Below are 21,068 nucleotides of genomic sequence, written 5' to 3' on the forward strand. Positions count from 1 at the left end.
GCCCTGTTGTGGATGTCGGTGGTTGAGCGACCGATGGGGCTCCCACCCGCTCGAGGAGCGGAGCGATGTTAAGAAGGCTTCGTTTTAGGAATACAACGCTGGAAGAAGTGCTGGCAGTCGATACGCAGCGGCCGCGGAAGAGGCTGCGGATGCGTGACCAGCCCCCGAGAGAGAGCCGATCGGCAAGGCTGGCCAAGCCGGGGCGGCCAATCAGTCAACGGACCGACTGATCCTGCGGGATTGCGAGCCGAGCCCAACTTGCGAGGCGGCCCGTGAACGGGTTCGCCGATTGCGGCGACCAATCCAGCATGGCACGCGACACCGTCAATTTTCGCAAGATTGCTGCGCTCGTCGCGGCGGCCGGTACCCTGTTCTGGCTCTACACCTTCTACGCCATCGCCCATGTGCCGCCTGGCGACGGCACCGGCTTCCAGTGGCTGGCCGTGTTTCCGCTCGGCATGGTGTTCGGCCTGTTCTTCCTGCCGGCCTGGCTGCTCGTCGCCATCGGCCGATTGCCGCGATTCACCGCGGCGCTCGGGGCCTGTGGCCTGATCGCGTTCGCGGTGCTGTGGGCGCAGCTGCTGCAGGAGTTTCCGAGGGCAGTCCTCTAGCGCGCCAGCCCATCCTCATCCGCCGGCGAGCCTGGCATGACATCGCTCCAAGGCTGATATAAGCAGCGTTGGGCGCAAGTCGCGGCTTTCCGCCGTCACGGCTGGTCCCGGCCATCCATGTCGGGCGGAACCGCGGGCGTGGATACCCAAACGATTGGCATGTCTTCGGAGACGCGTATGAAAGTGATTGGCCTCGCGGGCTGGAGCGGTGCCGGCAAGACCACCCTGCTGTCGCGGGTGATCCCCTGCCTGCTGGGCCGCGGCCTGCGTGTCTCCGTGATCAAGCACGCCCACCATGAATTCGATGTCGACGTGCCCGGCAAGGACTCCTGGGTGCACCGGCAGTCCGGTGCGACCGAGGTGCTGGTGTCCTCGACGCGGCGCTGGGCGCTGATGCACGAGCTGCGCGGCGCCGATGAGCCGCGGCTGCCGGAGCTGCTCGCCAAGATGGCGCAGGTCGATCTGGTCGTGGTCGAAGGCTTCAAGCGCGAGCCCGTCAACAAGATCGAGGTGTACCGCGCCGCCAACGGCAAGCCGCTGCTGTTTCCCGACGACCCGCGCGTGGTCGGGATTGCCAGCGATGTCGCCGTTGCAACCACGCTGCCGGTCGCGCATCTCGACGACATCGAGGACGTTGCCGAATTGATGCTGCGCGCCGCGATTCCCGTCGACGACGTGCTCGCGTCGGCTCCGGCCGAAGGCTGACGTGGACGGGGAGGCGGCGTTGACGATGCAGGACGGCTTCGCCATGGTCGAACCATGACAACGACGAAGCTCGATCTCACCGGCCTGAAATGCCCGCTGCCGGCGCTGAAGACGCGCAAGGCCCTCCGGAGCGTGACGGCGGGAGATTTCCTCGAGGTGCACTGCACCGATCCGCTTTCGGTGATCGATATCCCGGCCCTCATCCAGGAGACCGGCGACAAGGTCGAGATCACAGAACGAAGCGACGCCCGGATCGTTTTCTTGATCGAGAAGATCAATGGAGCGATAGGCAATTCGAATGCTGCGTTGCCGCGTACGCGCTAGATGCAGCTTGATATCTACCTTTTGCCTATCGACACCTATTTTCCATTCTGCGCGAATTGATAATGTCCGCCGGGTTGTGGTGATGGCGTTGTGCTCGAGCGTGGGCGCATCGACGGACAACGACTGGGCCCGTGCCCAGATCACGGGCTGCACGGCCGGGCATATCCGGTCGTATTGGGGGTTAGCATTTCCGGAATGTGCGTGGTTGGTCCCGACGCATTGAGGAAATGTGCGGAGCTGCCGGCTGACGCTGGCCGCAATGGGCTGAGACGGGATCGAAGATGCAGATGCGCCTGTCGTAATGGCGGCTGCAGGGGAGGTGTCAATGACCACAGTGAGCAGCGCCGGACGCGTATCCGCGACAGGCGCAGGTTTCCTCGACAAGGAACATACAATCGCGACCGCCGGCTTCAACCGCTGGCTGGTGCCGCCGGCCGCGCTCTGCATCCATCTGTGCATCGGCATGGCTTACGGCTTCTCGGTGTTCTGGCTGCCGCTGTCGCGCGCGATCGGCCTGACCGCGCCGAAGGCGTGCCCCGACATCTCGCTGGTGCAGGAGCTGTTCACCACCACCTGCGACTGGAAGGTCGCGAGCCTCGGGTGGATGTACACGCTGTTCTTCGTGCTGCTCGGCGTCTCCGCCGCGATCTGGGGCGGCTGGCTCGAGAAGGTCGGTCCGCGCAAGGCCGGCTTCGTCGCGGCGCTGTGCTGGGCCGGCGGTCTCGTGATCGGCGCGCTCGGCGTCTACACGCACCAGCTCTGGCTGATGTGGCTCGGCTCCGGCGTGATCGGCGGCGTCGGCCTCGGCCTCGGCTACATCTCGCCGGTGTCGACGCTGGTGAAATGGTTCCCCGACCGGCGCGGCATGGCGACCGGCATGGCGATCATGGGCTTCGGCGGCGGCGCGATGATTGGCGCCCCGCTCGCCGACAGGCTGATGAACTACTTCAAGACCCCGACCTCGGTCGGCGTCTGGGAGACCTTCCTCGCCATGGGCGCGATCTACTTCGTGTTCATGATGATCGGCGCGTTCCGCTATCGCATTCCGCCGGCCGGCTGGCAGCCCGAGGGCTGGACGCCGCCGACGAAGGCCAACGCGATGATCTCGAGCAAGCATGTCCATCTCGACAACGCGCACAAGACGCCGCAATTCTGGCTGATATGGTGGGTGCTCTGCCTGAACGTGTCGGCGGGCATCGGCGTGATCGGCATGGCCTCGCCGATGCTGCAGGAGATCTTCGCGGGCAAGCTGATCGGCCTGCCCAATGTCGGCTTCAACCAGCTCGATGCCGGACAGAAGGCGCAGATCGCGGCGATCGCGGCCGGCTTTGCCGGATTGCTGTCGCTGTTCAACATCGGCGGCCGCTTCTTCTGGGCGTCGCTGTCGGACAAGATCGGCCGCAAGAACACCTACTACACGTTCTTCATCCTCGGCATCGCGCTCTACGCGCTGGCGCCGACCTTCGCCGCGATGGGATCGAAGCTGTTGTTCGTGCTCGGCTTCGGCATCATCCTGTCGATGTATGGCGGCGGCTTCGCCACCGTGCCGGCCTATCTTGCCGACATGTTCGGCACCCAGTTCGTCGGCGCCATCCACGGACGTCTGCTGACGGCATGGTCGACCGCCGGCATCATCGGTCCTGTCGTGGTGAACTACATCCGCGAGTTCCAGCTTGCCGCCGGCGTGCCGCGCGACCAACTCTACAACACCACGATGTACATCCTGTGCGCCATGCTGATCGCGGGCCTGATCTGCAATTACCTGATCAAGCCGGTCGATTCGAAATGGCATATGAGCGACGCCGAGGTCGCCAAGCTGCAGGATGCGAGCGCCAGTGCCGCGGCGGCCGGACCGCACGGTTCCTACGGGATCGGGTTCGGCGGGCTCGACGCCAAGGCGGCGCTGTTCTGGCTGTTCGTCGGCATTCCGCTGGCGTGGGGCGTCTACATGACGCTGCTCAGCGCGGTCAAAATCCTCTGATCGCAGTTCAGGCCGCGCGCGGGCCATCTGGTATCCCGCGCGCGGCCTGAGGCGTTTTCGAGCGAAGTGGATGCCGGTTCGCGTGAAGAAGACGCGTCAAACAAGAAGCTCTACGCCGTTCAAATCAACAGATAATCAAGGGACATTTCAGTCATGTTTCGTACCGCAAGCTGTCTTGTGGCCGCCTTGCTTCTCGCCGGCTCGCTGCACACCGCGTCAGCCCAGACCACCGAGGCCAAGCCGTCGAAGGTCAAGCTGACCATGCAGAAGCTGAAGGACATGAAGGCGAAGTGGAAGGCCAACAAGCCAAAGCTGAAGGTCTGCCGCGCCGAGGTGAAGTCGAAGGGCCTGACCGGCGACGACCGCTGGTTCTACATCGAAGAATGCATGGGCAAGAGCTGAGCGGCACCGCTCCGCTATCTGCAACGCAAGAGGGCGTGACGGCGATCGCTGTCACGCCCTCTTGTTGCGTTTGAGACGCGATCACTCCGCGGCGGCGGGCGTCGTCTTGGCGGCCTCCAGCGCTGCTGCGATCGCCTCGTCGACCCGTTCGAGCCAGATGAACTCCAGCTTGGCGCGGGCGCCGGCGGGGATGTCGTCGAAGTCGCGCTTGTTGCGTGCCGGCAGCATCACCCGGGTCAGGCCGGCGGCCGCGGCCGCGACCACCTTCTCCTTGATGCCGCCGACCGGCAGCACCAGGCCGCGCAGCGAGATCTCGCCGGTCATCGCGGTGTCGCTGCGCACCGTGCGGTCGGTCAACAGCGAGGTGAGGGCGGTGAACATCGCAACGCCCGCGCTCGGGCCGTCCTTCGGCGTCGCGCCGGCGGGAACGTGGACGTGGATGTCGCTCTTCTCGAACACGCCGGGATCGATGCCGAGCTGGGAGGCCCGGCTCTTCACCAGGGTCAGCGCGGCCTGCACGCTCTCGCGCATCACCTCGCCGAGCTGGCCGGTGAGGATCAACGCGCCGCGGCCCGGCGTGCGCGACGCCTCGATGAACAGGATGTCGCCGCCGACCGGGGTCCAGGCCAGCCCGGTGGCAACGCCCGGGATGCTGGTGCGCATCGCGATCTCGTTCTCGAACCTCGGCTGGCCGAGCAGCGAGACGATGTCCTTCGGCGCGATGGTGACGTGGCTGGTGCTGCCCTCGGCGATCTGCACCGCGACGTTGCGCAGCACCTTGCCGATCTCGCGCTCCAGGTTGCGCACGCCGGCCTCGCGGGTGTAGCTGCGGATGATCAGCCGCAGCGCATCCGGATCGATCTCGACCTGCTCGGCCTTGATGCCGTTGGCCTCGAGCTGGCGGCGGACCAGATAGCGCTTGGCGATCTCGAGCTTCTCGTCCTCGGTGTAGCCGGCGAGGCTGATCAGCTCCATGCGGTCGAGCAGCGGCCCGGGGACGCCGTCGAGCATGTTGGCGGTGGCGATGAACACGACGCGCGAGAGGTCGAACGGCACGCCGAGATAATTGTCGCGGAAGGTGCTGTTCTGCTCGGGGTCGAGCACTTCCAGCATCGCGGCCGACGGATCGCCCTGGATGCCGCGGCCCATCTTGTCGATCTCGTCCAGCATCATCACGCAATTGCGCGCGCCGGCCTTCTTGATCGCCTGAATGATGTTGCCGGGCAGCGCCCCGATATAGGTGCGGCGATGGCCGCGGATCTCGGCCTCGTCATGCACGCCGCCGAGCGAGACGCGGACGAATGGCCGCGCCATCGCGCGCGCGATCGATTGGCCGAGCGAGGTCTTGCCGACACCGGGCGGCCCGAGGAAGCACAGGATCGGGGCCTTGCCGCCGGGCGCGAGCTTGCGCACCGCGAGATATTCGATGATGCGGCTCTTGATCTTCTCGAGGCCATAATGGTCCTGGTCGAGGATCTTGCGCGCCTCCGCGATGTCGATCGGCTTCTCCTCCGGAATGCTCCAGGGCAGGTCGATCAGCCAGTCGAGATAGCTGCGCACCATGCCGGATTCGGCCGCGGCCTCCGGCATCCGCTCGTAGCGGCGCAATTCCTTCTGCGCCTGGCTTTCGGCCTCCGGCGGCATCTTGGCCTCCACGATCGCCTTGGTCAGCTCGGCGACTTCCGCAGCCTTGCCGTCGCCTTCGCCGAGCTGGCGCTGGATCGTCGCCATCTGCTCGCGCAGGATCGCCTCGCGCTGCCGCTCGTCGAACACGGCCTTGGTCTTCTGCCCGATCTCCTGGCTCAGCCGCAGCACCTCGATACGTTCGGCGAGGTGACGCGACACCTTGTCCATCCGCGCCACGAGATCGATGGTTTCCAGGATGTCCTGCTTCTCCGACGGCTTGATGTCCATGTAGGACGTCGCAAGGTCGGCGAGGGTTGCCGGCGAGGTGGTGCCCTGCAGCGCGGCGATCAGCTCCTGCGGCACTTGCGGCAGCAATTGCGCGGCCTCCAGCGCCTGGCGCTGCAGATTGAGGAAGCGCGCCTCGATCTCGGCCGAGGTGGTGGTCGGCTCCGGGATTTGCAGCACGCGGGCCGCGAGGAACGGCGTGCCCGGCAGATAGTCGAGCACGCGCATGCGCTGCACGCCCTGGCAGACCAGATGGTGGGTGTCGTCGGCGCCGGTGATGTAGCGCACGATGTTGGCTGTGGTGCCGACGCGGTACAGCCCGTCGGGGCCGGGATCGTTGGTCTCGGGATCGCGCTGCAGCAGGATGCCGATCGGCCGCTGCTCGCGCACCGCCTGCTGGGCCGCGGCAATCGAGGTCGCGCGGGCGATCGTGATCGGGATGATGACATCCGGAAACAGCACGGTGTTGCGCACCGGGACGATGATCAGCGCGTCGCTCGGGATCGGCGTCGAAGTCGATGCTGGGCTTGAAACGTCTGAGGCAGCCATGTCGAAATCCTTTAGCTCGACTTTCCGAGCCGCAGGCCGACGCAACCATGCGCGGCAAAGCGGCTGATGGTGTAGCGGCCGGTCGGCAGCGCGATCCGGCGCTCGAACCGGCCCTGCGGCAGTTCGAGGCGCAGGATGCGGGCGTTGCGGAGTTCAGGGGGCAGGGTGCGGCGGCCGGAGATCACCAGCGTGCCGCCGTCGAGCGCGGCCTCGACCTCGTCGGGATCGACCCCCGGCAACGCGACCAGGATCAGGATTTCATCCTCGGTCTCGATCACGTCGGTCGGCGGTTCCCAGCTCGGCTCGGTGCTTCCCGCGCGCGGGTGCAAATTGAGGAAGCTCTGGTGCAGCCGTTCGGCGCGGGCGAGCGCCTCGATCGCATCCGACAGCATCCAGTTGATCTGATCCTTGGGCCGCATGGGCACTCTCCACGTCGCATTGGGAGGCGAGGTTACCGGTCTTGCCGCCGACCGTAAACCGGCCCCTCGCGCGGCTGATCGAGGGTAAAATTGTCCGAAATCTCGCGATTTGCGGCATGACCGCGATGCACGGACCGCGGCCGGACGCTTATGCCGCGGCTATGTGACAGGGCTGCGGCTGCTCTCGAATTCCTACGGCCTTCCCCGCATCTTTTGCCGTGATGCGGTGCGCTCGCGCGCGCCGCCAAACGGGTGGCACATGACCTTGCTCCATTACCACGATGCCCGGCCGCACGGTTCGGCCGGCGCCATGCCCTTGATGCTGCGGCGGACCGTCAGGCGGATCGGCCTCGCCTTCAGGACTGTTCACCGCGCGATCGCCGCCGCCAAGATTCATCGGCTCCGCAATGAGCTGCTGCTGCATCGCGGCCACGAGGATTGGGCGCGGACCAACCTCAACGTCGGCATGCTCGGCGGCGACGCCGAGAGATATCCGCGGGCGCCGGTCGTGCTCGGCGAGAAATGGGACTACTGAGATGCGCGCAGTTTCGTTCATCGCTGCCCTGCCGCGCCGCGCCGCAGAAGGGCTGCTCGCATTCCTCGCCTGGATCGGCGAGGAGCCGATCAGCGGCTACCGGCCCGAGGCGCATTACATGCGCGGTCCAGGACCTGCGTGGCGGGCCAAGCACCGCGGGCGTTAAGGCCCGGAACCCATCCGCGTCATTGCGAGGAGCATAGCGACGAAGCAATCCATATCTCCGCATGTGGCGCGATGGATTGCTTCGCGGAGCCTGTCATCGGGCGCGCGTTCGCGCGACCCGTTGGCTCGCAATGACGTGGAGAGGTCGCGACGCCTACGAGACCCACGATCCCGAGCGCGCCGACCTTGAGCGACCGTCGTTTCTCCTCCCAAACCAGTTCACGTCGCTTCACGTCGCGGCGCCAGATGATCGAGCAGGTTCATCGGCAGCGGGAACACCACGGTCGAGGAGCGCTCGCCGGCAATGTCGTGCAGCGCCGCGAAGTAGCGCAGCTGCATCGCTTGCGGCTCCTGGGCGAGGATCCGGCCGGCCTCGACCAGCTTCTCGGCGGCCTGCTGCTCGCCCATTGCGTTGATCACCTTGGCGCGCCGCAGCCGTTCCGCCTCGGCCTGTTTGGCGATCGCCCGCACCATCGTTTCGTTGAGATCGATATCCTTGATCTCGACCCCGGTGACCTTGATGCCCCAGACGTCGGTCTGCCTGTCGAGGGTCTCCTGGATATCGGCGTTCAGCTTGTCGCGTTCCGCCAGCATCTCGTCGAGCTCGTGCTTGCCGAGCACCGAGCGCAGCGTGGTCTGCGCAAGCTGGCTGGTCGCAGCCAAGTAGTCGCTGACCTTGATGATGGCGCGCTCGGGATCGACGATGCGGAAGTAGAGCACGGCGTTGACCTTGACCGAGACGTTGTCGCGCGAAATCACGTCCTGCGGCGGCACCACCTGCACCACCACCCTGAGATCGACCTTCACCAGCTGCTGCACCACCGGAATCAGGATGATGAGCCCCGGGCCCTTCACCCCGGTGAAACGGCCGAGCGTGAAGATGACGCCGCGCTCGTATTCGCGCAGCACGCGCACGGCCTGGGTCAGGAATACGATGATCAGCAGCGCGATCGCCGCATAGGTGAAATAATCAAGCATCATGCTGTACCTCCTTCGCCGGGGGAGGCCGGCGTGCGCCGCACCACCAGCGTCAAATCGATGATGTTGGCGACCTCGACCGTGTCTCCCGCCGTGAATGTCTCGGTGCTGCGCGCTTGCCAGCGTTCGCCGTTGGTGAAGACGTGACCCGTGGTCTCCGACCAGTCGAGCACCTCGGCCGATAGCCCGCGCATGGCTTGCGCACCGATCCGCACCGGGCCCTTGCGCGCGCGGCGGAGCGCGCCGAGCACGACGAGAATGAGTCCGGTGAACATCGCGGCGACGATGCCGATGACCGGCCATGACAGCCGGTAACCGGGCGCCTCGATCCGAAACAGCATGGCTGCTCCAAGCACGAAGGCGACTATTCCTCCGAGGCCGATCACGACGGTCGGGTTGAAGGCTTCGATTGCGAGCAGCGCGATCCCGACCAGCATCAGGGCGAAGCCCGCGTAGTTGATCGGCAGCATGTTGAGTGCGTACAGACCGAGCAGCAGGCAGATCGTCCCGACAACCCCGGGCGCCACGGCACCGGGCGACATGAACTCGAAGATCAGGCCGTAGATGCCGACCATCAGGAGAATGAATGCGATGTTGGGGTCGGTGATGACCGCAAGCGCGCGCGCGATCCAGGTGGGATCGATGGCCTCGATCGCGGTGTCCCTTGTCGCCAGGCGTTGCGTCTTGCCGCCGGGAAGCTCGATGGTCCGGCCATCGACCTGCCTGAGCAGGTCGGCCGGGTCGCGCGCGGTGAGATCAATGACGTTGGCCTGCAGCGCGGCGTTGGCGGAGAGGGTGGCGGCATCGCGCACCGCCTTCTCGGCCCAGTCGGCATTGCGGCCGCGCAATTCGGCGAGGCTGCGGATGAAGGCAACGGCATCATTCGTCACCTTCGCCGTCATGGCATCCTTGGTTTCCGACGGATGGCCGCCGTCCTTCTGGTCCTTGCCGCCTTTGTCCGGGGTGCTGCCCGGCAGCCCCGGTATCGGGCCGCCAATCTGCACCGGCGTCGCGGCGCCGATATTGGTGCCGGGCGCCATGGCCGCGAGATGGGTCGCATAGAGGATATAGGTCCCGGCGCTCGCGGCATGGGCGCCGGATGGCGCAACGTAGCCGACCACGGGAACGGGCGAGGCCAGCACGTCGGCGATGATTTCACGCATGCTGGTGCTGAGGCCGCCCGGCGTATTCAAACGCAGGATAACAACCTCGGCGTGGCGCTCGGCGGCCTTGGCCAGGCCGTCCTTGACGTAGCTGGCCGCTGCCGGCCCGATTGCCCCGTCGATTGAAATGGTCAGGGCAAGATGGCTGTTGTCCGCGGCCGGACCGGGACGGATGGAGATAACCAGAGCGACCAGGACGGTCGCAACAACGAGGGCCGCCTTGAAGGTGGTGTGCACGGCAAGCACTCCCTTGCCGTGGATATGGGGCGCCGTTTCGGAACCTCAAGTTGGCGCCGTGTCACGGGCACCGTGTGCTGATCGCATTGTGCATTGCGATGGGTTATGTCGGGTCGGCAAATCTCAATGCGCGGCTGCGAGGTACTCGTCGGCAAGCTCAGCCATCGCCTGCGAGACCTCGGCCTTTGCCGACCCGTTCAATTGCACGATCGGCAGTCGCGTCGTCGGCGGCATGAATCCCAGAAGCGCCAGCGCGAACTTCAATGCGGCGGGATGCTCGCGCTCCAGCAAGGTCGCAAGCGGCACCAGCCGCTGGTGCAACTCCCGCGCCTGATACAACCGTCCTTCGCGGAAATGCCTGTGAACGGCCACGTACAGATCGGGCGCGACGTTCGTCACGACCGAGATGCAGCCATCGCCACCGGCGGCGAGCCAGGCCAGCGAGGAAGCGTCGTCGCCGGTCAGCATCCGGAAGGCCGCCGGCAGGCGTGAGCGCAGGCGCGCCAGCCGGGCAACGTCACCGCTGCCGTCGCGCAATCCCACGAAGCGCGGCGATGCGGCGAGCTCGAGCAGCGTCTCGTCGGCAAGGCCCTTCACCGTGCGCGACGGAATGTCGTGCAGGATGACAGGCAGCGTGGTGGCCGCGGCGACGGCGCGGAAATGCGCTGCTGTGCCCTGTGGCATCGGCTTGTTGTAATAGGGTACGGCCGACATGACGGCGTCGGCGCCGGCCGCTTCCGCGGCCCGGGTGAATGTGACGGCGCGATCGGTCGCGTTCGATCCGGCGCCGGCGATGATGCGAACCCGCTTGCGCGCGACGCCGGCCGCGATCCGGACCAGCTGCGCACGTTCCGCGGGCTGCAGCGTCGCGCTTTCACCTGCGGTCTCGCCGACCACCAGCGCGGTGACGCCGGCCGCGATCTGGCGCTCGCACAGCCGGCCGAACGCCTCCGCGTCGATCTCGCCCCGATGGTCGAAGGGGGTCGGAAGATCGGGGATGAAGCCCGACAGCCATCCGGCCGTGTCGGCTTTCGCAGCCGTTTGCAGGGTCATGGGTGGCTCACGCCACGCGGATTGCGGTGAAGCTCGCGGTCTCGCCGCGCATATCGAGCTCGATCTCACGCGACAGCTCGACGATCATTTCAGGATGCTGGCCGTTTTCGAACAGCGCGTATTTGACGGCCTGGGCGCGGTTGACGAACAGGCCGCCATAGAGGCCGTTCTGTTGCTGGGCGACCCACTGGCCGCGATGGTTGCGGCCGATGAAGACGACGGTGGACGCGGCGCTACACGAGGGAGGTTCGACGAGTTTCACGGTGGTGGTCCTTCTTTTTGTTTCTGACGCGTTTTCCTCGCGCGAACCGGTATCCGGCTCGCTCGAAAACGCTTCAGTCACGGTCACGCGATCAATGTCTGATTTGCGGGATATGAAATCGAGCGCGAAGGACGACCGACTTCATAGGAGCGGCATAGGATTTGTGGGGATGGTCTAGAGGCGCTGGACGATGCCGGTGCCGAGCGCGCACAGCGCGACATAGGCGGTCATCTCGTCCCAGTGGTTGAGGTTTGCGGCAAACGGCATTTCGCGCTTGGCGATCCCGGCAAAGGCGCAGATCACCGCCGACATCCACAACAGCGTGACGAGGCCCTTGCCGAAGCCGGCGCCGGCGAACACGGCAAAGCCGATCATGATGGCAAGCCGGAAGCCGAACCGGACCATGACCTGGACCGACTGCAGCTGCCGCAGCAGTTGTTTGGTGTCCACGGCCGCGCCGCCGTCAGCCGATATTGTCGACGAACAGCGGCTCGTACAGCGCGCGGGTGTCGCGACGGACCGTCGGCACGCTGGTTCGGTTATCGGGTGTGGAGATGCGCTGCGCCTCGACGAAGGCGCTGAGGATCGCGAGCGCAAGATCGGTGTGGTGGGTCTCGATCGACTGGTCGAGCCAGTCCGGCAGCTCGCGTTCGCGTGACAAGGCGCAATACCACTCGCCCTCGTCATAGACCAGGCGGCGGATCTGCCATTGCGGCAGTTCCAGATCGAGCAGCGCGATCGCGGCGTCGGTCCAGGCGCCCGACTGGATCAGCCGCTCGACCCGGCGGGTCTTGCCGCTCTGTCCGACCGAGGGAAAGCGCCGGCAGGTCTGGCTGATGATGTCGGCCATGAATTCGGCTGTCACCGCATAGGCGTCGCGCAGCCGTTCGCCGAGATCGATGGAGGTGTTTTGGGAAAGCACTGACATAGCGTCATCTCGTCTTGCGCGGCCCAGGAAGCCAAGCTCAAGGCATTGGCCGCAGGCTCAAAATGGCCGGACTGCCATTTGAAAACGAGATGAGGCGGGGGACGGAGATATAGGGATTCCATAAAGACCAAGCTATCGTCCTAGCGAAGGCCAGGACCCATTACCACCGAAGCTGCTTGTGAGATGAGGTTGGGGCCCCAGCCATCGCAAAACTCGGCCCTGTGGTTATGGGTCCCGGCCTTCGCCGGGACGACGGCTGCGCAGCTCGTGGCACTTATAGGATTCCTATAACGTCCTTATTCGCCACCTCTCGAAAACCTATGCCCCGGATGGCACCTCACGGCCATCCGGCGCGGGACGCCTATGCAATGGCCCGCGCCCTGTGACGCATAGGAGTCTCACATGATGGACATTCTCATGGCGGCGCTTGCGATCGGCTTCTTCGCGGCCGGCATCGGCTACGCCTACGCCTGCGAACGGCTGTAACGGAGGCGACGATGATCTTCGATTACTCGCTCGCCGGCCTCGTCTCGCTCGGCCTGCTGTTCTACCTCACTTACGCATTGCTGCGGCCCGAACGCTTCTAGGCGGCCCGCGATGTCAGCGCTTTGCACAATTCTGTTAGCCGACGCGATTCTGACCGGGCTGTTGCTCGGCTTGTTCGCGTCGATGCTGCGCTTCGCTCCCATTCGAAAGGTTTGACGCAATGACCGTCATCGGCTGGATTCAAATTATTCTGTTTTGCGCGATCGTTGCCGCGCTGGTCAAACCGCTCGGCTGGTACATGACCCGCGTGTTCAACGGCGAGCGCACCTTCCTGTCGCCCGTGCTGCGCCCGGTCGAGCGCGGCATCTACTGGCTCGGCGGCGTCGACGAGCGGCGCGAGCAGCACTGGCTGACCTACACGGTCGCCATGCTGCTGTTCCATGTCGGCGGCTTCGCCATCATCTACGGCCTGATGCGGCTGCAGGCAGTGCTGCCGTTCAATCCGGCCGGGCAATCGGCGGTCGCCGAGGACCTTTCCTTCAACACCGCGATCTCCTTCATCACCAACACGAACTGGCAGAACTACGGCGGCGAGAGCACGCTGTCCTATCTGGTCCAGATGGTCGGCCTGACCCATCAGAATTTCCTGTCGGCGGCGACCGGCATCGCGCTGGCGATGGCGCTGATCCGCGGTTTCACCCGCTCGTCGATGCGCACGGTCGGCAATTTCTGGGTCGATGTCACACGCTGCACGCTTTACGTGCTGCTGCCGATCTGCGTCGTCTATGCGCTGTTCCTGGTCTGGCAGGGCATGCCGCAGACGCTCGGCGCCTATGTCGACGCCACCACGCTGGAGGGCGGCAAGCAGACCATCGCGCTCGGTCCGGTGGCCTCGCAGGTCGCGATCAAGATGCTCGGCACCAATGGCGGCGGCTTCTTCAACGCCAACGCCGCGCATCCGTTCGAGAACCCGACCGCGCTGTCGAACCTCGTGCAGATGGTCTCGATCTTCGCGCTCGGTGCCGCGATGACCAACGTGTTCGGCCGCATGGTCGGCAACGAGCGCCAGGGCTGGGCGATCTTCGCCGTGATGGGCATCCTGTTCGTCGCCGGCGTCACCGTCACCTACTGGGCGGAAGCCAACGGCACCTCGGCGCTGCACGCGCTCGGCCTTTCCGGCGGCAACATGGAGGGCAAGGAGGTCCGCTTCGGCGTCGTCGCGTCCTCGCTGTTCGCCGTCGTCACGACTGCCGCCTCCTGCGGTGCGGTCAACGCCATGCACGACAGCTTCACAGCGCTTGGCGGCATGATCCCGCTGATCAACATGCAGCTCGGCGAGGTCATCATCGGCGGCGTCGGCGCCGGCTTCTACGGCATGCTGCTGTTCGTCGTGCTGGCGATCTTCGTCGCCGGCCTGATGGTCGGCCGCACCCCGGAATATGTCGGCAAGAAGATCGAGGCGCGCGAGGTCAAGATGGCGATGCTCGCGATCCTGGTGCTGCCGCTGATGTATCTCGGCTGGACCGCGGTCAGCGTGGTGCTGCCGTCGGCGGTGGCCTCGATGGCGAACTCCGGCCCGCACGGCTTCACCGAGGTGCTGTACGCGTTCACCTCGGCGACCGGCAACAACGGCTCGGCCTTCGCGGGCCTCACTGGCAACACCCTGTTCTACAATCTGACGCTCGCCTCCGCGATGTTCGTCGGCCGCTTCTTCATGATCGTGCCGGCGATGGCCATTGCAGGGTCGCTGGTCGAGAAGAAGTCGATCCCGGCCTCGGCGGGCACGTTCCCGACCACCGGCGGGCTGTTCGTCGGCCTCGTCGTCGGCGTGATCCTGATCATCGGCAGTCTCACCTTCTTCCCGGCGCTGGCGCTCGGGCCGATCGTCGAGCACCTCGCCATGAACGCCAACACCCTGTTCTGATCGTTTTGTCCGGAGTGACAACCATGGAAACCACAAGACTGCAAAAGCAGGTGACGGCGTCGACCATGTTCGACCCGAAGATCCTGGTGCCGGCGATCCGCTCGGCCTTTGTCAAGCTCGATCCTAGACTGATGGCGAAGAACCCCGTGATGTTCGTGGTCGAGGTCGTGGCCGCGTTGACCACGGTGATCTTCGTCCGCGACCTCGTCACCGGCAGCGCCAATCTCGGCTTCACCTTCCAGATCATCCTCTGGCTCTGGTTCACGGTGCTGTTCGCCAACTTCGCCGAGGCCGTCGCCGAAGGCCGCGGCAAGGCGCAGGCGGAATCGCTGAAAAAGACCCGCACCGAGAGCCAGGCCAAGCTGCTCACCGGCACCGACCGGACCTATCGCATGGTGCCCGGCACCTCGCTGAAGGTCGGCGACGTCGTGCTGGTCGAGGCCGGCGACAACATCCCGTCCGACGGCGAGGTGATCGAAGGCGTGGCCTCGGTCAATGAAGCCGCGATCACGGGTGAATCCGCGCCTGTGATCCGCGAGTCCGGCGGCGATCGTTCCGCGGTCACCGGCGGCACCCAGGTGCTGTCGGACTGGATCCGCGTCCGCATCACCGCAGCGCAAGGCTCGACCTTCATCGACCGCATGATCAAGCTGGTGGAGGGCGCCGAGCGGCAGAAGACGCCGAACGAGATCGCGCTCAACATCCTGCTGGCCGGCCTCACCATCATCTTCGTGTTCGCGACGGTGACGATCCCGAGCTATGCGGCCTATGCCGGCGGCTCGATTTCGGTCGTGGTGCTGGTGGCGCTGTTCGTGACGCTGATCCCGACCACGATCGGCGCGCTTCTGTCGGCGATCGGCATCGCCGGCATGGACCGCCTGGTGCGCTTCAACGTGCTGGCGATGTCCGGCCGCGCGGTGGAGGCTGCCGGCGACGTCGATACGCTGCTGCTGGACAAGACCGGCACCATCACGCTCGGCAACCGCCAGGCGACCGCGTTCCGTCCGATCCGCGGCGTCGCCGAGCAGGACCTCGCCGATGCGGCGCAGCTCGCCTCGCTGGCGGACGAGACGCCGGAAGGCCGTTCGATCGTGGTGCTGGCCAAGGAGAAATACGGCATCCGTGGCCGCGACATGCATGAGCTTGCCGCGACCTTCGTGCCGTTTACCGCGCAGACCCGCATGAGCGGCATCGATGCCGGCTCCTCGTCGGTCCGCAAGGGCGCGGTGGACGCCATCCTTGCCTATGTCGACGGCGGCTCGCCCCGCACCGTCGCCTCGGGCAACACCGTTCGCGCGGTCGCGGCGACGATGAGCGCCGAAGCGCGCGAGATCCAGTCGATTGCCGACGAGATCGCCAAGGCCGGCGGTACGCCGCTGGCCGTCGCCAAGGACGGCAAGCTGCTCGGCGTCGTGCATCTCAAGGACATCGTCAAGGGCGGAATCCGCGAGCGCTTCGCCGAACTGCGCCGCATGGGCATCCGCACCGTGATGATCACCGGAGACAACCCGATGACCGCGGCCGCGATCGCGGCAGAGGCCGGCGTCGACGACTTCCTGGCGCAGGCAACCCCCGAGGACAAGCTCAAGCTGATCCGCGACGAGCAGTCCAAGGGCAAGCTGGTCGCGATGTGCGGCGACGGCACCAACGATGCGCCGGCGCTGGCGCAGGCCGATGTTGGCGTCGCCATGAACACCGGCACGCAGGCCGCCCGCGAGGCCGGCAACATGGTCGACCTCGATTCCAATCCGACCAAGCTGATCGAGGTGGTGGAGATCGGCAAGCAGCTGCTGATGACCCGCGGCGCGCTGACCACGTTCTCGATCGCCAACGACGTCGCGAAGTACTTTGCGATCATCCCGGCGATGTTCCTCGCCTTCTATCCGCAGCTCCAGGTGCTGAACGTCATGCACCTGGCAAGCCCGCAGAGCGCGATCCTGTCGGCGATCATCTTCAACGCGCTGATCATCATCGCGCTGATCCCGCTGGCGCTGAAGGGCGTCAAGTATCGCGCGGTCGGTGCCGGCGCGCTGCTCGGCCGCAATCTGATGATCTACGGCTTGGGCGGCATCATCATCCCGTTCATCGGCATCAAGGCGATCGATCTCGTCGTCGCCGCTTTGGGCCTGGCTTAACCGTGTAGCCGTCATTGCGAGGAGCGAAGCGACGAAGCAATCGATCCATCCGTTACGCCGATCCATGGATTGCTTCGCTTCGCTCGTAATGACGAAGGAGATTTAGGAGACCTGTCATGTTGAAAGAAATCCGTCCCGCCATCCTCGTGCTGGTCCTGCTGACCGCGATCACGGGCCTTGCCTATCCGCTCGCCATCACCGGCATCGCCGGCGTCATCTTCCCGCGGCAGGCGCAAGGCAGCCTGATCGAGCAGAACGGCAAGGTGATCGGCTCCGCCCTGATCGGGCAGGAGTTCAAGGAAGATAAATACTTCCATGGCCGGCCGTCGGCGACGGTCGCGCCCGATCCGAAGGATTCCTCCAAGACGGTGCCTGCGCCCTACAACGCGGCCAATTCCGGCGGCTCCAACCTCGGCCCGACCAGCAAGGCACTGAACGACCGGGTCAAGGATGATGTCGAGAAGCTGAAGGCGGAGAACCCGTCCGCCAGCGTGCCTGTCGATCTTGTGACCACGTCGGGCAGTGGGCTCGATCCGGACATCTCGCCGGACGCCGCGCTGTTCCAGGTGCCGCGGGTCGCCAAGGCGCGCAGCATGTCCGAGGACGCGGTGCGCGAGCTGGTGACGCAGAACACGCAGGGCCGCTTCGCCGGCGTGATCGGCGAGCCCCGTGTTAACGTTCTTGCGCTCAACCTGGCGCTCGACGCGGCAAAGCCGAAATAGGGGAGTAGGCTGCCCCTCGCAGGATGACTATATTGCGGTATGGCCAATCAGCGCGACCCTGATAAACGACCCTCGCCGGATGCGCTGCTGGAGGCGGCGCGCCGGGAGACCGATCGATCGGGACGGCTGAAGATCTTCATCGGCGCCGCCCCCGGCGTCGGCAAGACCTACGAGATGCTCTCGAGCGCCCACGCCCGCCTCAAGGCGGGCGTCGACGTCGTGGTCGGTGTCGTCGAAACCCACGGCCGGGTCGAGACCGAGACGCTGCTCAGGGGTCTCGAGGTATTGCCGCGGAAGCGGCTTTCCTATCGCGACCAGACGCTCGAGGAGATGGACCTCGATGCATTGATCGCGCGGCGGCCGCAGCTCGCGCTGGTCGACGAGCTCGCCCATACCAATGCGCCGGGCAGCCGGCATCCCAAGCGCTATCTCGACGTCGAGGAATTGCTGTCGAACGGCATCGACGTCTACACCGCGATCAACATCCAGCACATCGAGAGCCTCAACGACGTCGTCGCGCAGATCACCCATGTGCGGGTGCGCGAGACGGTGCCCGACTCGGTGGTCGATCGCGCCGATGCCATCGAGCTGATCGACCTGACGCCCGACGATCTGATCCAGCGGCTGAAGGAGGGCAAGGTCTACGTGCCCAAGCAGGCTGAGCGGGCGCTGGAACACTATTTCTCGCCCGGCAATCTGACCGCGCTGCGCGAGCTGGCGCTGCGCCGCACCGCCGAGCGGGTCGACGAGCAGCTGCTCAACCACATGCAGGCCAATGCAATTGCCGGACCCTGGGCCGCCGGCGAGCGCATCCTGGTCTGCCTGAGCGAGGATCCGCGCGCGGCCGGCCTCGTGCGCTACACCAAGCGCCTCGCCGACCGGCTGCACGCGCAATGGACCGCGGTCAGCATCGAGACGCGGCGCAGCCTGCAACTTTCCGACGAGCAGCGCGATCGGCTGGCCGACACCATGCGGCTTGCGGAATCGCTCGGCGGCGAGGCGCTGACGCTTCCCGGCGTCGGCCGCCGTATCGCCGACGACGTCATCAATTTCGCCCAGGCCAACAACGTCACCCAGATCATCATCGGCAAGTCGACGCGCTCGCGCTGGTTCGAGTTGACGCATGGATCCGTGGTGCATGATCTGGTGCGCCGCGCCGGCAATATCAGCGTCAACGTGATCGCCGGCGACGAGCTGCCGGTCGGCAAGGCGGCGGTGCAGACCGCGCAGCGGCAGGAGCCGTTCAATCCGCGGCCCTATCTGATGGCGCTGCTGCTGGCGGCGCTCGGGCTCGGCGCGGCCAAGCTGATCCAGCCGTTCTTCGGCATCGAGAATGTCGACCTGGTCTTCCTCACCGCCGTGGTCGGCGCCGCCGCACGCTACGGCCTCGGGCCGTCGCTGCTGGCGAGCGTCGCGGCCTCGCTGTGCTACAATTTCTTCTTCCTGCCGCCGGTCTATACCTTCACCATCACCGACCCGACCAATGTAGCGGCGTTCTTCTTCTTCATGCTGATCGCGCTGCTGGTCTCCAACGTCGCGGCGCGGGTGCGCACCCAGGCCGACACCGCGATCAGCCGCGTCCGCACCACCGAATCGCTCTACGCCTTCAGCCGCAAGCTCGCCGGCACCGCGACGCTGGACGACGTGCTGTGGGCGACCGCCTACCAGATCGCGCTGATGCTCAAGGTGCGCGTGGTGCTGCTGCTGCCGGAGGACGGGATGCTGACCGTCAAGAGCGGCTATCCGCCAGAGGATCAGCTCGATCAGGCCGATCTCGCCGCCGCCAACTGGGCCTGGGGCAACGACCGTCCGGCCGGCCGCGGCTCCGACACGCTGCCGGGCGGAAAGCGGCTGTTCCTGCCGATGCGCACCGGCCGCGGCCCGATCGGGGTGATCGGCATCGACGACGATCGCACCGGCCCCTTGCTGACGCCGGACCAGCGCCGGCTGCTCGACGCGCTGGTCGACCAGGGCGCGCTGGCGATCGAGCGCGTGCTGCTGGTCGAGGACATGGATCGCGTCAAGCGCACGGTGGAATCCGACCGGCTGCGCGGCGCGCTCCTGACCTCGATCTCGCACGATCTCAAGACGCCGCTGGCCTCGGTGCTCGGCTCGGCCTCGGCGCTGCGCGACCTCGGCGCCAACCTGAGCGATGCCCAGAAGCACGATCTGCTCGCCACCGTGATCGACGAGTCCGAGCGGCTGAATCGGTTCATCGCCAATCTGCTCGACATGACCAAGCTGGAATCCGGCGCGATCGTGCCGAACACGGCGCGTCATGATGTCGGCGAGATCGTCGGCAGCGCGCTGCGGCGGGCGAGCAAGATCCTGGTGCATCACCGGGTGTCGCTGGAGCTCGCGGCCGATCTGCCGATGCTGGAGCTCGACGCCGTGCTGTTCGAGCAGGTGCTGTTCAACCTGCTCGACAACGCCGCCAAATACGCCCCGTCGGACACCACGATCTCGATCCGCGGCGCGCGCGATCGCGATACGATCGCGCTGCAGATCCTCGACGAAGGCAACGGGATTCCCGCGGCCGAGCTCGAAAGCGTGTTCGACAAATTCTATCGCGCCGAGAAGGGCGACCACGTCCGTCCCGGCACCGGCCTCGGACTTGCGATCTCGCGCGGCTTCGTCGAGGCGATGCGCGGCACGATCGCGGCGGCCAACCGCGCCGACCGCACCGGCGCCGTCATCACCATCCGCCTGCCGATCCCTGCCGACACCAACGCGCTGGACACTGCTGCATGAACGCCACGCCGATCAAGGTCCTGGTCATCGACGACGAGCCGCCGATCCGCAAGCTGCTGCGGATGGGGCTGAGCACTCAGGGCTATGACATCCTCGAGGCATCCAACGGCAAGCTGGCGCTGGAGATGCTGGGTGAGGGACCGGCGCTGATCATTCTCGACCTCGGATTGCCCGACATCCAGGGCCATGACCTCTTGCGCATGATCCGCGGCCGCAACGAGAGCGTGCCGATCGTGGTGCTGTCGAGCCGCGGCGACGAGGCCGGCAAGGTGCAGGCGCTCGACCTCGGCGCCGACGACTATCTGACCAAGCCGTTCGGCATGGACGAATTGCTGGCGCGGCTGCGCGCGGCGCTGCGGCACCAGTTGCAGGTGCAGGGCGAGCGGCCGGTGTTTCGCTCCGGCGATCTTTCGGTCGATCTGGTGCGCCGGATCGTCAAGGTCGGCGACAAAGGGATCAAGCTGTCGCCGAAGGAATATGACCTGTTGCGCGTGCTGGTTCAGCATGCCGGCAAGGTGCTGACCCACCGCTTCCTCTTGAAGGAATTGTGGGACGAACTGACCGACGCGCAATATCTGCGCGTCTATGTGCGCCAGCTCCGCCAGAAGATCGAGGCCGACCCGGAGCGTCCGCAATTCGTGCTGACCGAGACCGGCATCGGCTATCGGCTGCGCGCGGCGGACTAACATGTAGCCCGGATGAGCGAAGCGATATCCGGGGCATCTCCCGCATGTCGCTGCGCTCATGCGGGCTACGTTGGTGCCGTCGCCCGACGACACCAAACGGAACTTTCGCTGCCATCGAGGCTTGTTTTCCGTTAGCGGGAG

General features: G+C 65.9%; 21 protein-coding genes. 13 read left to right on the forward strand and 8 right to left on the reverse strand.

All coding sequences use genetic code 11. The features are described from left to right. Positions 1-272: 272 nt before the first annotated feature. The 5 genes from J6525_RS09850 to J6525_RS09870 all read left to right on the forward strand — a co-directional run bounded on the left by J6525_RS09850 (position 273) and on the right by J6525_RS09870 (position 4,023). The gene (locus J6525_RS09850; RefSeq protein ID WP_092085645.1) at positions 273-611 is read left to right on the forward strand and encodes a hypothetical protein; all 339 of its coding nucleotides are present in this window, start codon (positions 273-275) and stop codon (positions 609-611) included. Positions 612-788: 177 nt separating this feature from the next. Next, positions 789-1,316, forward strand: coding sequence for a molybdopterin-guanine dinucleotide biosynthesis protein B (mobB, locus tag J6525_RS09855; RefSeq protein WP_028332715.1), 528 nt, complete (start codon positions 789-791; stop codon positions 1,314-1,316). Between the two features lie 54 nt (positions 1,317-1,370). Continuing rightward, the gene (locus J6525_RS09860) at positions 1,371-1,640 is read left to right on the forward strand and encodes a sulfurtransferase TusA family protein (protein ID WP_057014863.1); all 270 of its coding nucleotides are present in this window, start codon (positions 1,371-1,373) and stop codon (positions 1,638-1,640) included. A 325-nt stretch (positions 1,641-1,965) separates the two neighbouring features. Then, positions 1,966-3,621, forward strand: a complete 1,656-nt coding sequence (locus J6525_RS09865; protein ID WP_092085775.1) for an OFA family MFS transporter — start codon at positions 1,966-1,968, stop codon at positions 3,619-3,621. A gap of 153 nt (positions 3,622-3,774) precedes the next feature. Beyond that, positions 3,775-4,023 (forward strand): hypothetical protein, encoded by a 249-nt coding sequence (locus J6525_RS09870; protein WP_028332712.1) that lies wholly within the window; start codon positions 3,775-3,777, stop codon positions 4,021-4,023. Positions 4,024-4,104: 81 nt separating this feature from the next. Here J6525_RS09870 and lon read toward each other — a convergent pair whose 3' ends face one another. Both lon and J6525_RS09880 read right to left on the reverse strand, forming a co-directional pair. Next, the gene (gene lon, locus J6525_RS09875) at positions 4,105-6,483 is read right to left on the reverse strand and encodes an endopeptidase La (protein WP_092085649.1); all 2,379 of its coding nucleotides are present in this window, start codon (positions 6,481-6,483) and stop codon (positions 4,105-4,107) included. Between the two features lie 11 nt (positions 6,484-6,494). Next, positions 6,495-6,902 (reverse strand): Hsp20/alpha crystallin family protein, encoded by a 408-nt coding sequence (locus J6525_RS09880; RefSeq protein ID WP_028332710.1) that lies wholly within the window; start codon positions 6,900-6,902, stop codon positions 6,495-6,497. Between the two features lie 259 nt (positions 6,903-7,161). Here J6525_RS09880 and J6525_RS09885 point away from each other — a divergent pair, with 259 nt between their 5' ends. Both J6525_RS09885 and J6525_RS09890 read left to right on the forward strand, forming a co-directional pair. Then, positions 7,162-7,437, forward strand: coding sequence for a hypothetical protein (locus tag J6525_RS09885; protein WP_092085652.1), 276 nt, complete (start codon positions 7,162-7,164; stop codon positions 7,435-7,437). A 1-nt stretch (position 7,438) separates the two neighbouring features. Continuing rightward, on the forward strand, positions 7,439-7,603 hold the full coding sequence (locus tag J6525_RS09890; RefSeq protein WP_157345484.1) for a hypothetical protein: 165 nt from the start codon (positions 7,439-7,441) through the stop codon (positions 7,601-7,603). A 218-nt stretch (positions 7,604-7,821) separates the two neighbouring features. Here the strand turns inward: J6525_RS09890 and J6525_RS09895 are convergent, their stop codons facing one another. The 6 genes from J6525_RS09895 to J6525_RS09920 form a co-directional block, all read right to left on the reverse strand. Further along, positions 7,822-8,583 carry a slipin family protein gene (locus J6525_RS09895; RefSeq protein ID WP_092085654.1) on the reverse strand — a complete coding sequence of 254 codons (762 nt, stop codon included), beginning with the start codon at positions 8,581-8,583 and terminating at the stop codon, positions 7,822-7,824. After that, on the reverse strand, positions 8,580-9,989 hold the full coding sequence (locus J6525_RS09900; RefSeq protein WP_225643997.1) for an NfeD family protein: 1,410 nt from the start codon (positions 9,987-9,989) through the stop codon (positions 8,580-8,582). Before J6525_RS09900 ends, J6525_RS09895 begins: the two co-directional genes overlap by 4 nt. A 114-nt stretch (positions 9,990-10,103) precedes the next feature. Further along, the gene (dapA, locus tag J6525_RS09905; RefSeq protein ID WP_225643999.1) at positions 10,104-11,033 is read right to left on the reverse strand and encodes a 4-hydroxy-tetrahydrodipicolinate synthase; all 930 of its coding nucleotides are present in this window, start codon (positions 11,031-11,033) and stop codon (positions 10,104-10,106) included. 7 nt (positions 11,034-11,040) lie between these two features. Further along, a complete protein-coding gene (locus J6525_RS09910; protein ID WP_225644001.1) occupies positions 11,041-11,295 on the reverse strand; it encodes a hypothetical protein in 255 nt (84 codons plus the stop codon). Positions 11,296-11,469: 174 nt separating this feature from the next. Continuing rightward, positions 11,470-11,745: a hypothetical protein gene (locus J6525_RS09915; RefSeq protein WP_092085658.1), complete on the reverse strand. Its 276-nt coding sequence runs from the start codon at positions 11,743-11,745 to the stop codon at positions 11,470-11,472. A 13-nt stretch (positions 11,746-11,758) separates the two neighbouring features. Then, positions 11,759-12,223 (reverse strand): hypothetical protein, encoded by a 465-nt coding sequence (locus J6525_RS09920; RefSeq protein WP_092085660.1) that lies wholly within the window; start codon positions 12,221-12,223, stop codon positions 11,759-11,761. Between the two features lie 497 nt (positions 12,224-12,720). Between J6525_RS09920 and J6525_RS09925 the strand changes: the two genes are divergently transcribed. The 6 genes from J6525_RS09925 (at position 12,721) to J6525_RS09950 (ending at position 20,927) form a co-directional block, all read left to right on the forward strand. Beyond that, a complete protein-coding gene (locus J6525_RS09925) occupies positions 12,721-12,810 on the forward strand; it encodes a K(+)-transporting ATPase subunit F (RefSeq protein ID WP_016846764.1) in 90 nt (29 codons plus the stop codon). A gap of 119 nt (positions 12,811-12,929) precedes the next feature. Beyond that, a complete protein-coding gene (gene kdpA / locus J6525_RS09930) occupies positions 12,930-14,633 on the forward strand; it encodes a potassium-transporting ATPase subunit KdpA (RefSeq protein WP_225644003.1) in 1,704 nt (567 codons plus the stop codon). Between the two features lie 23 nt (positions 14,634-14,656). Further along, positions 14,657-16,768 (forward strand): potassium-transporting ATPase subunit KdpB, encoded by a 2,112-nt coding sequence (gene kdpB / locus J6525_RS09935; protein ID WP_028332701.1) that lies wholly within the window; start codon positions 14,657-14,659, stop codon positions 16,766-16,768. A 116-nt stretch (positions 16,769-16,884) separates the two neighbouring features. Beyond that, positions 16,885-17,490 (forward strand): K(+)-transporting ATPase subunit C, encoded by a 606-nt coding sequence (locus J6525_RS09940; protein ID WP_225644005.1) that lies wholly within the window; start codon positions 16,885-16,887, stop codon positions 17,488-17,490. A 39-nt stretch (positions 17,491-17,529) separates the two neighbouring features. Continuing rightward, entirely contained in the window at positions 17,530-20,241 is a 2,712-nt protein-coding gene (locus J6525_RS09945) for a DUF4118 domain-containing protein (protein ID WP_225644007.1), read from the forward strand. Next, a complete protein-coding gene (locus tag J6525_RS09950; protein WP_225644009.1) occupies positions 20,238-20,927 on the forward strand; it encodes a response regulator in 690 nt (229 codons plus the stop codon). Before J6525_RS09945 ends, J6525_RS09950 begins: the two co-directional genes overlap by 4 nt. Positions 20,928-21,068 lie beyond the last annotated feature (141 nt).

This window comes from Bradyrhizobium australafricanum (assembly GCF_020329495.1).
Taxonomy (GTDB): domain Bacteria; phylum Pseudomonadota; class Alphaproteobacteria; order Rhizobiales; family Xanthobacteraceae; genus Bradyrhizobium; species Bradyrhizobium australafricanum.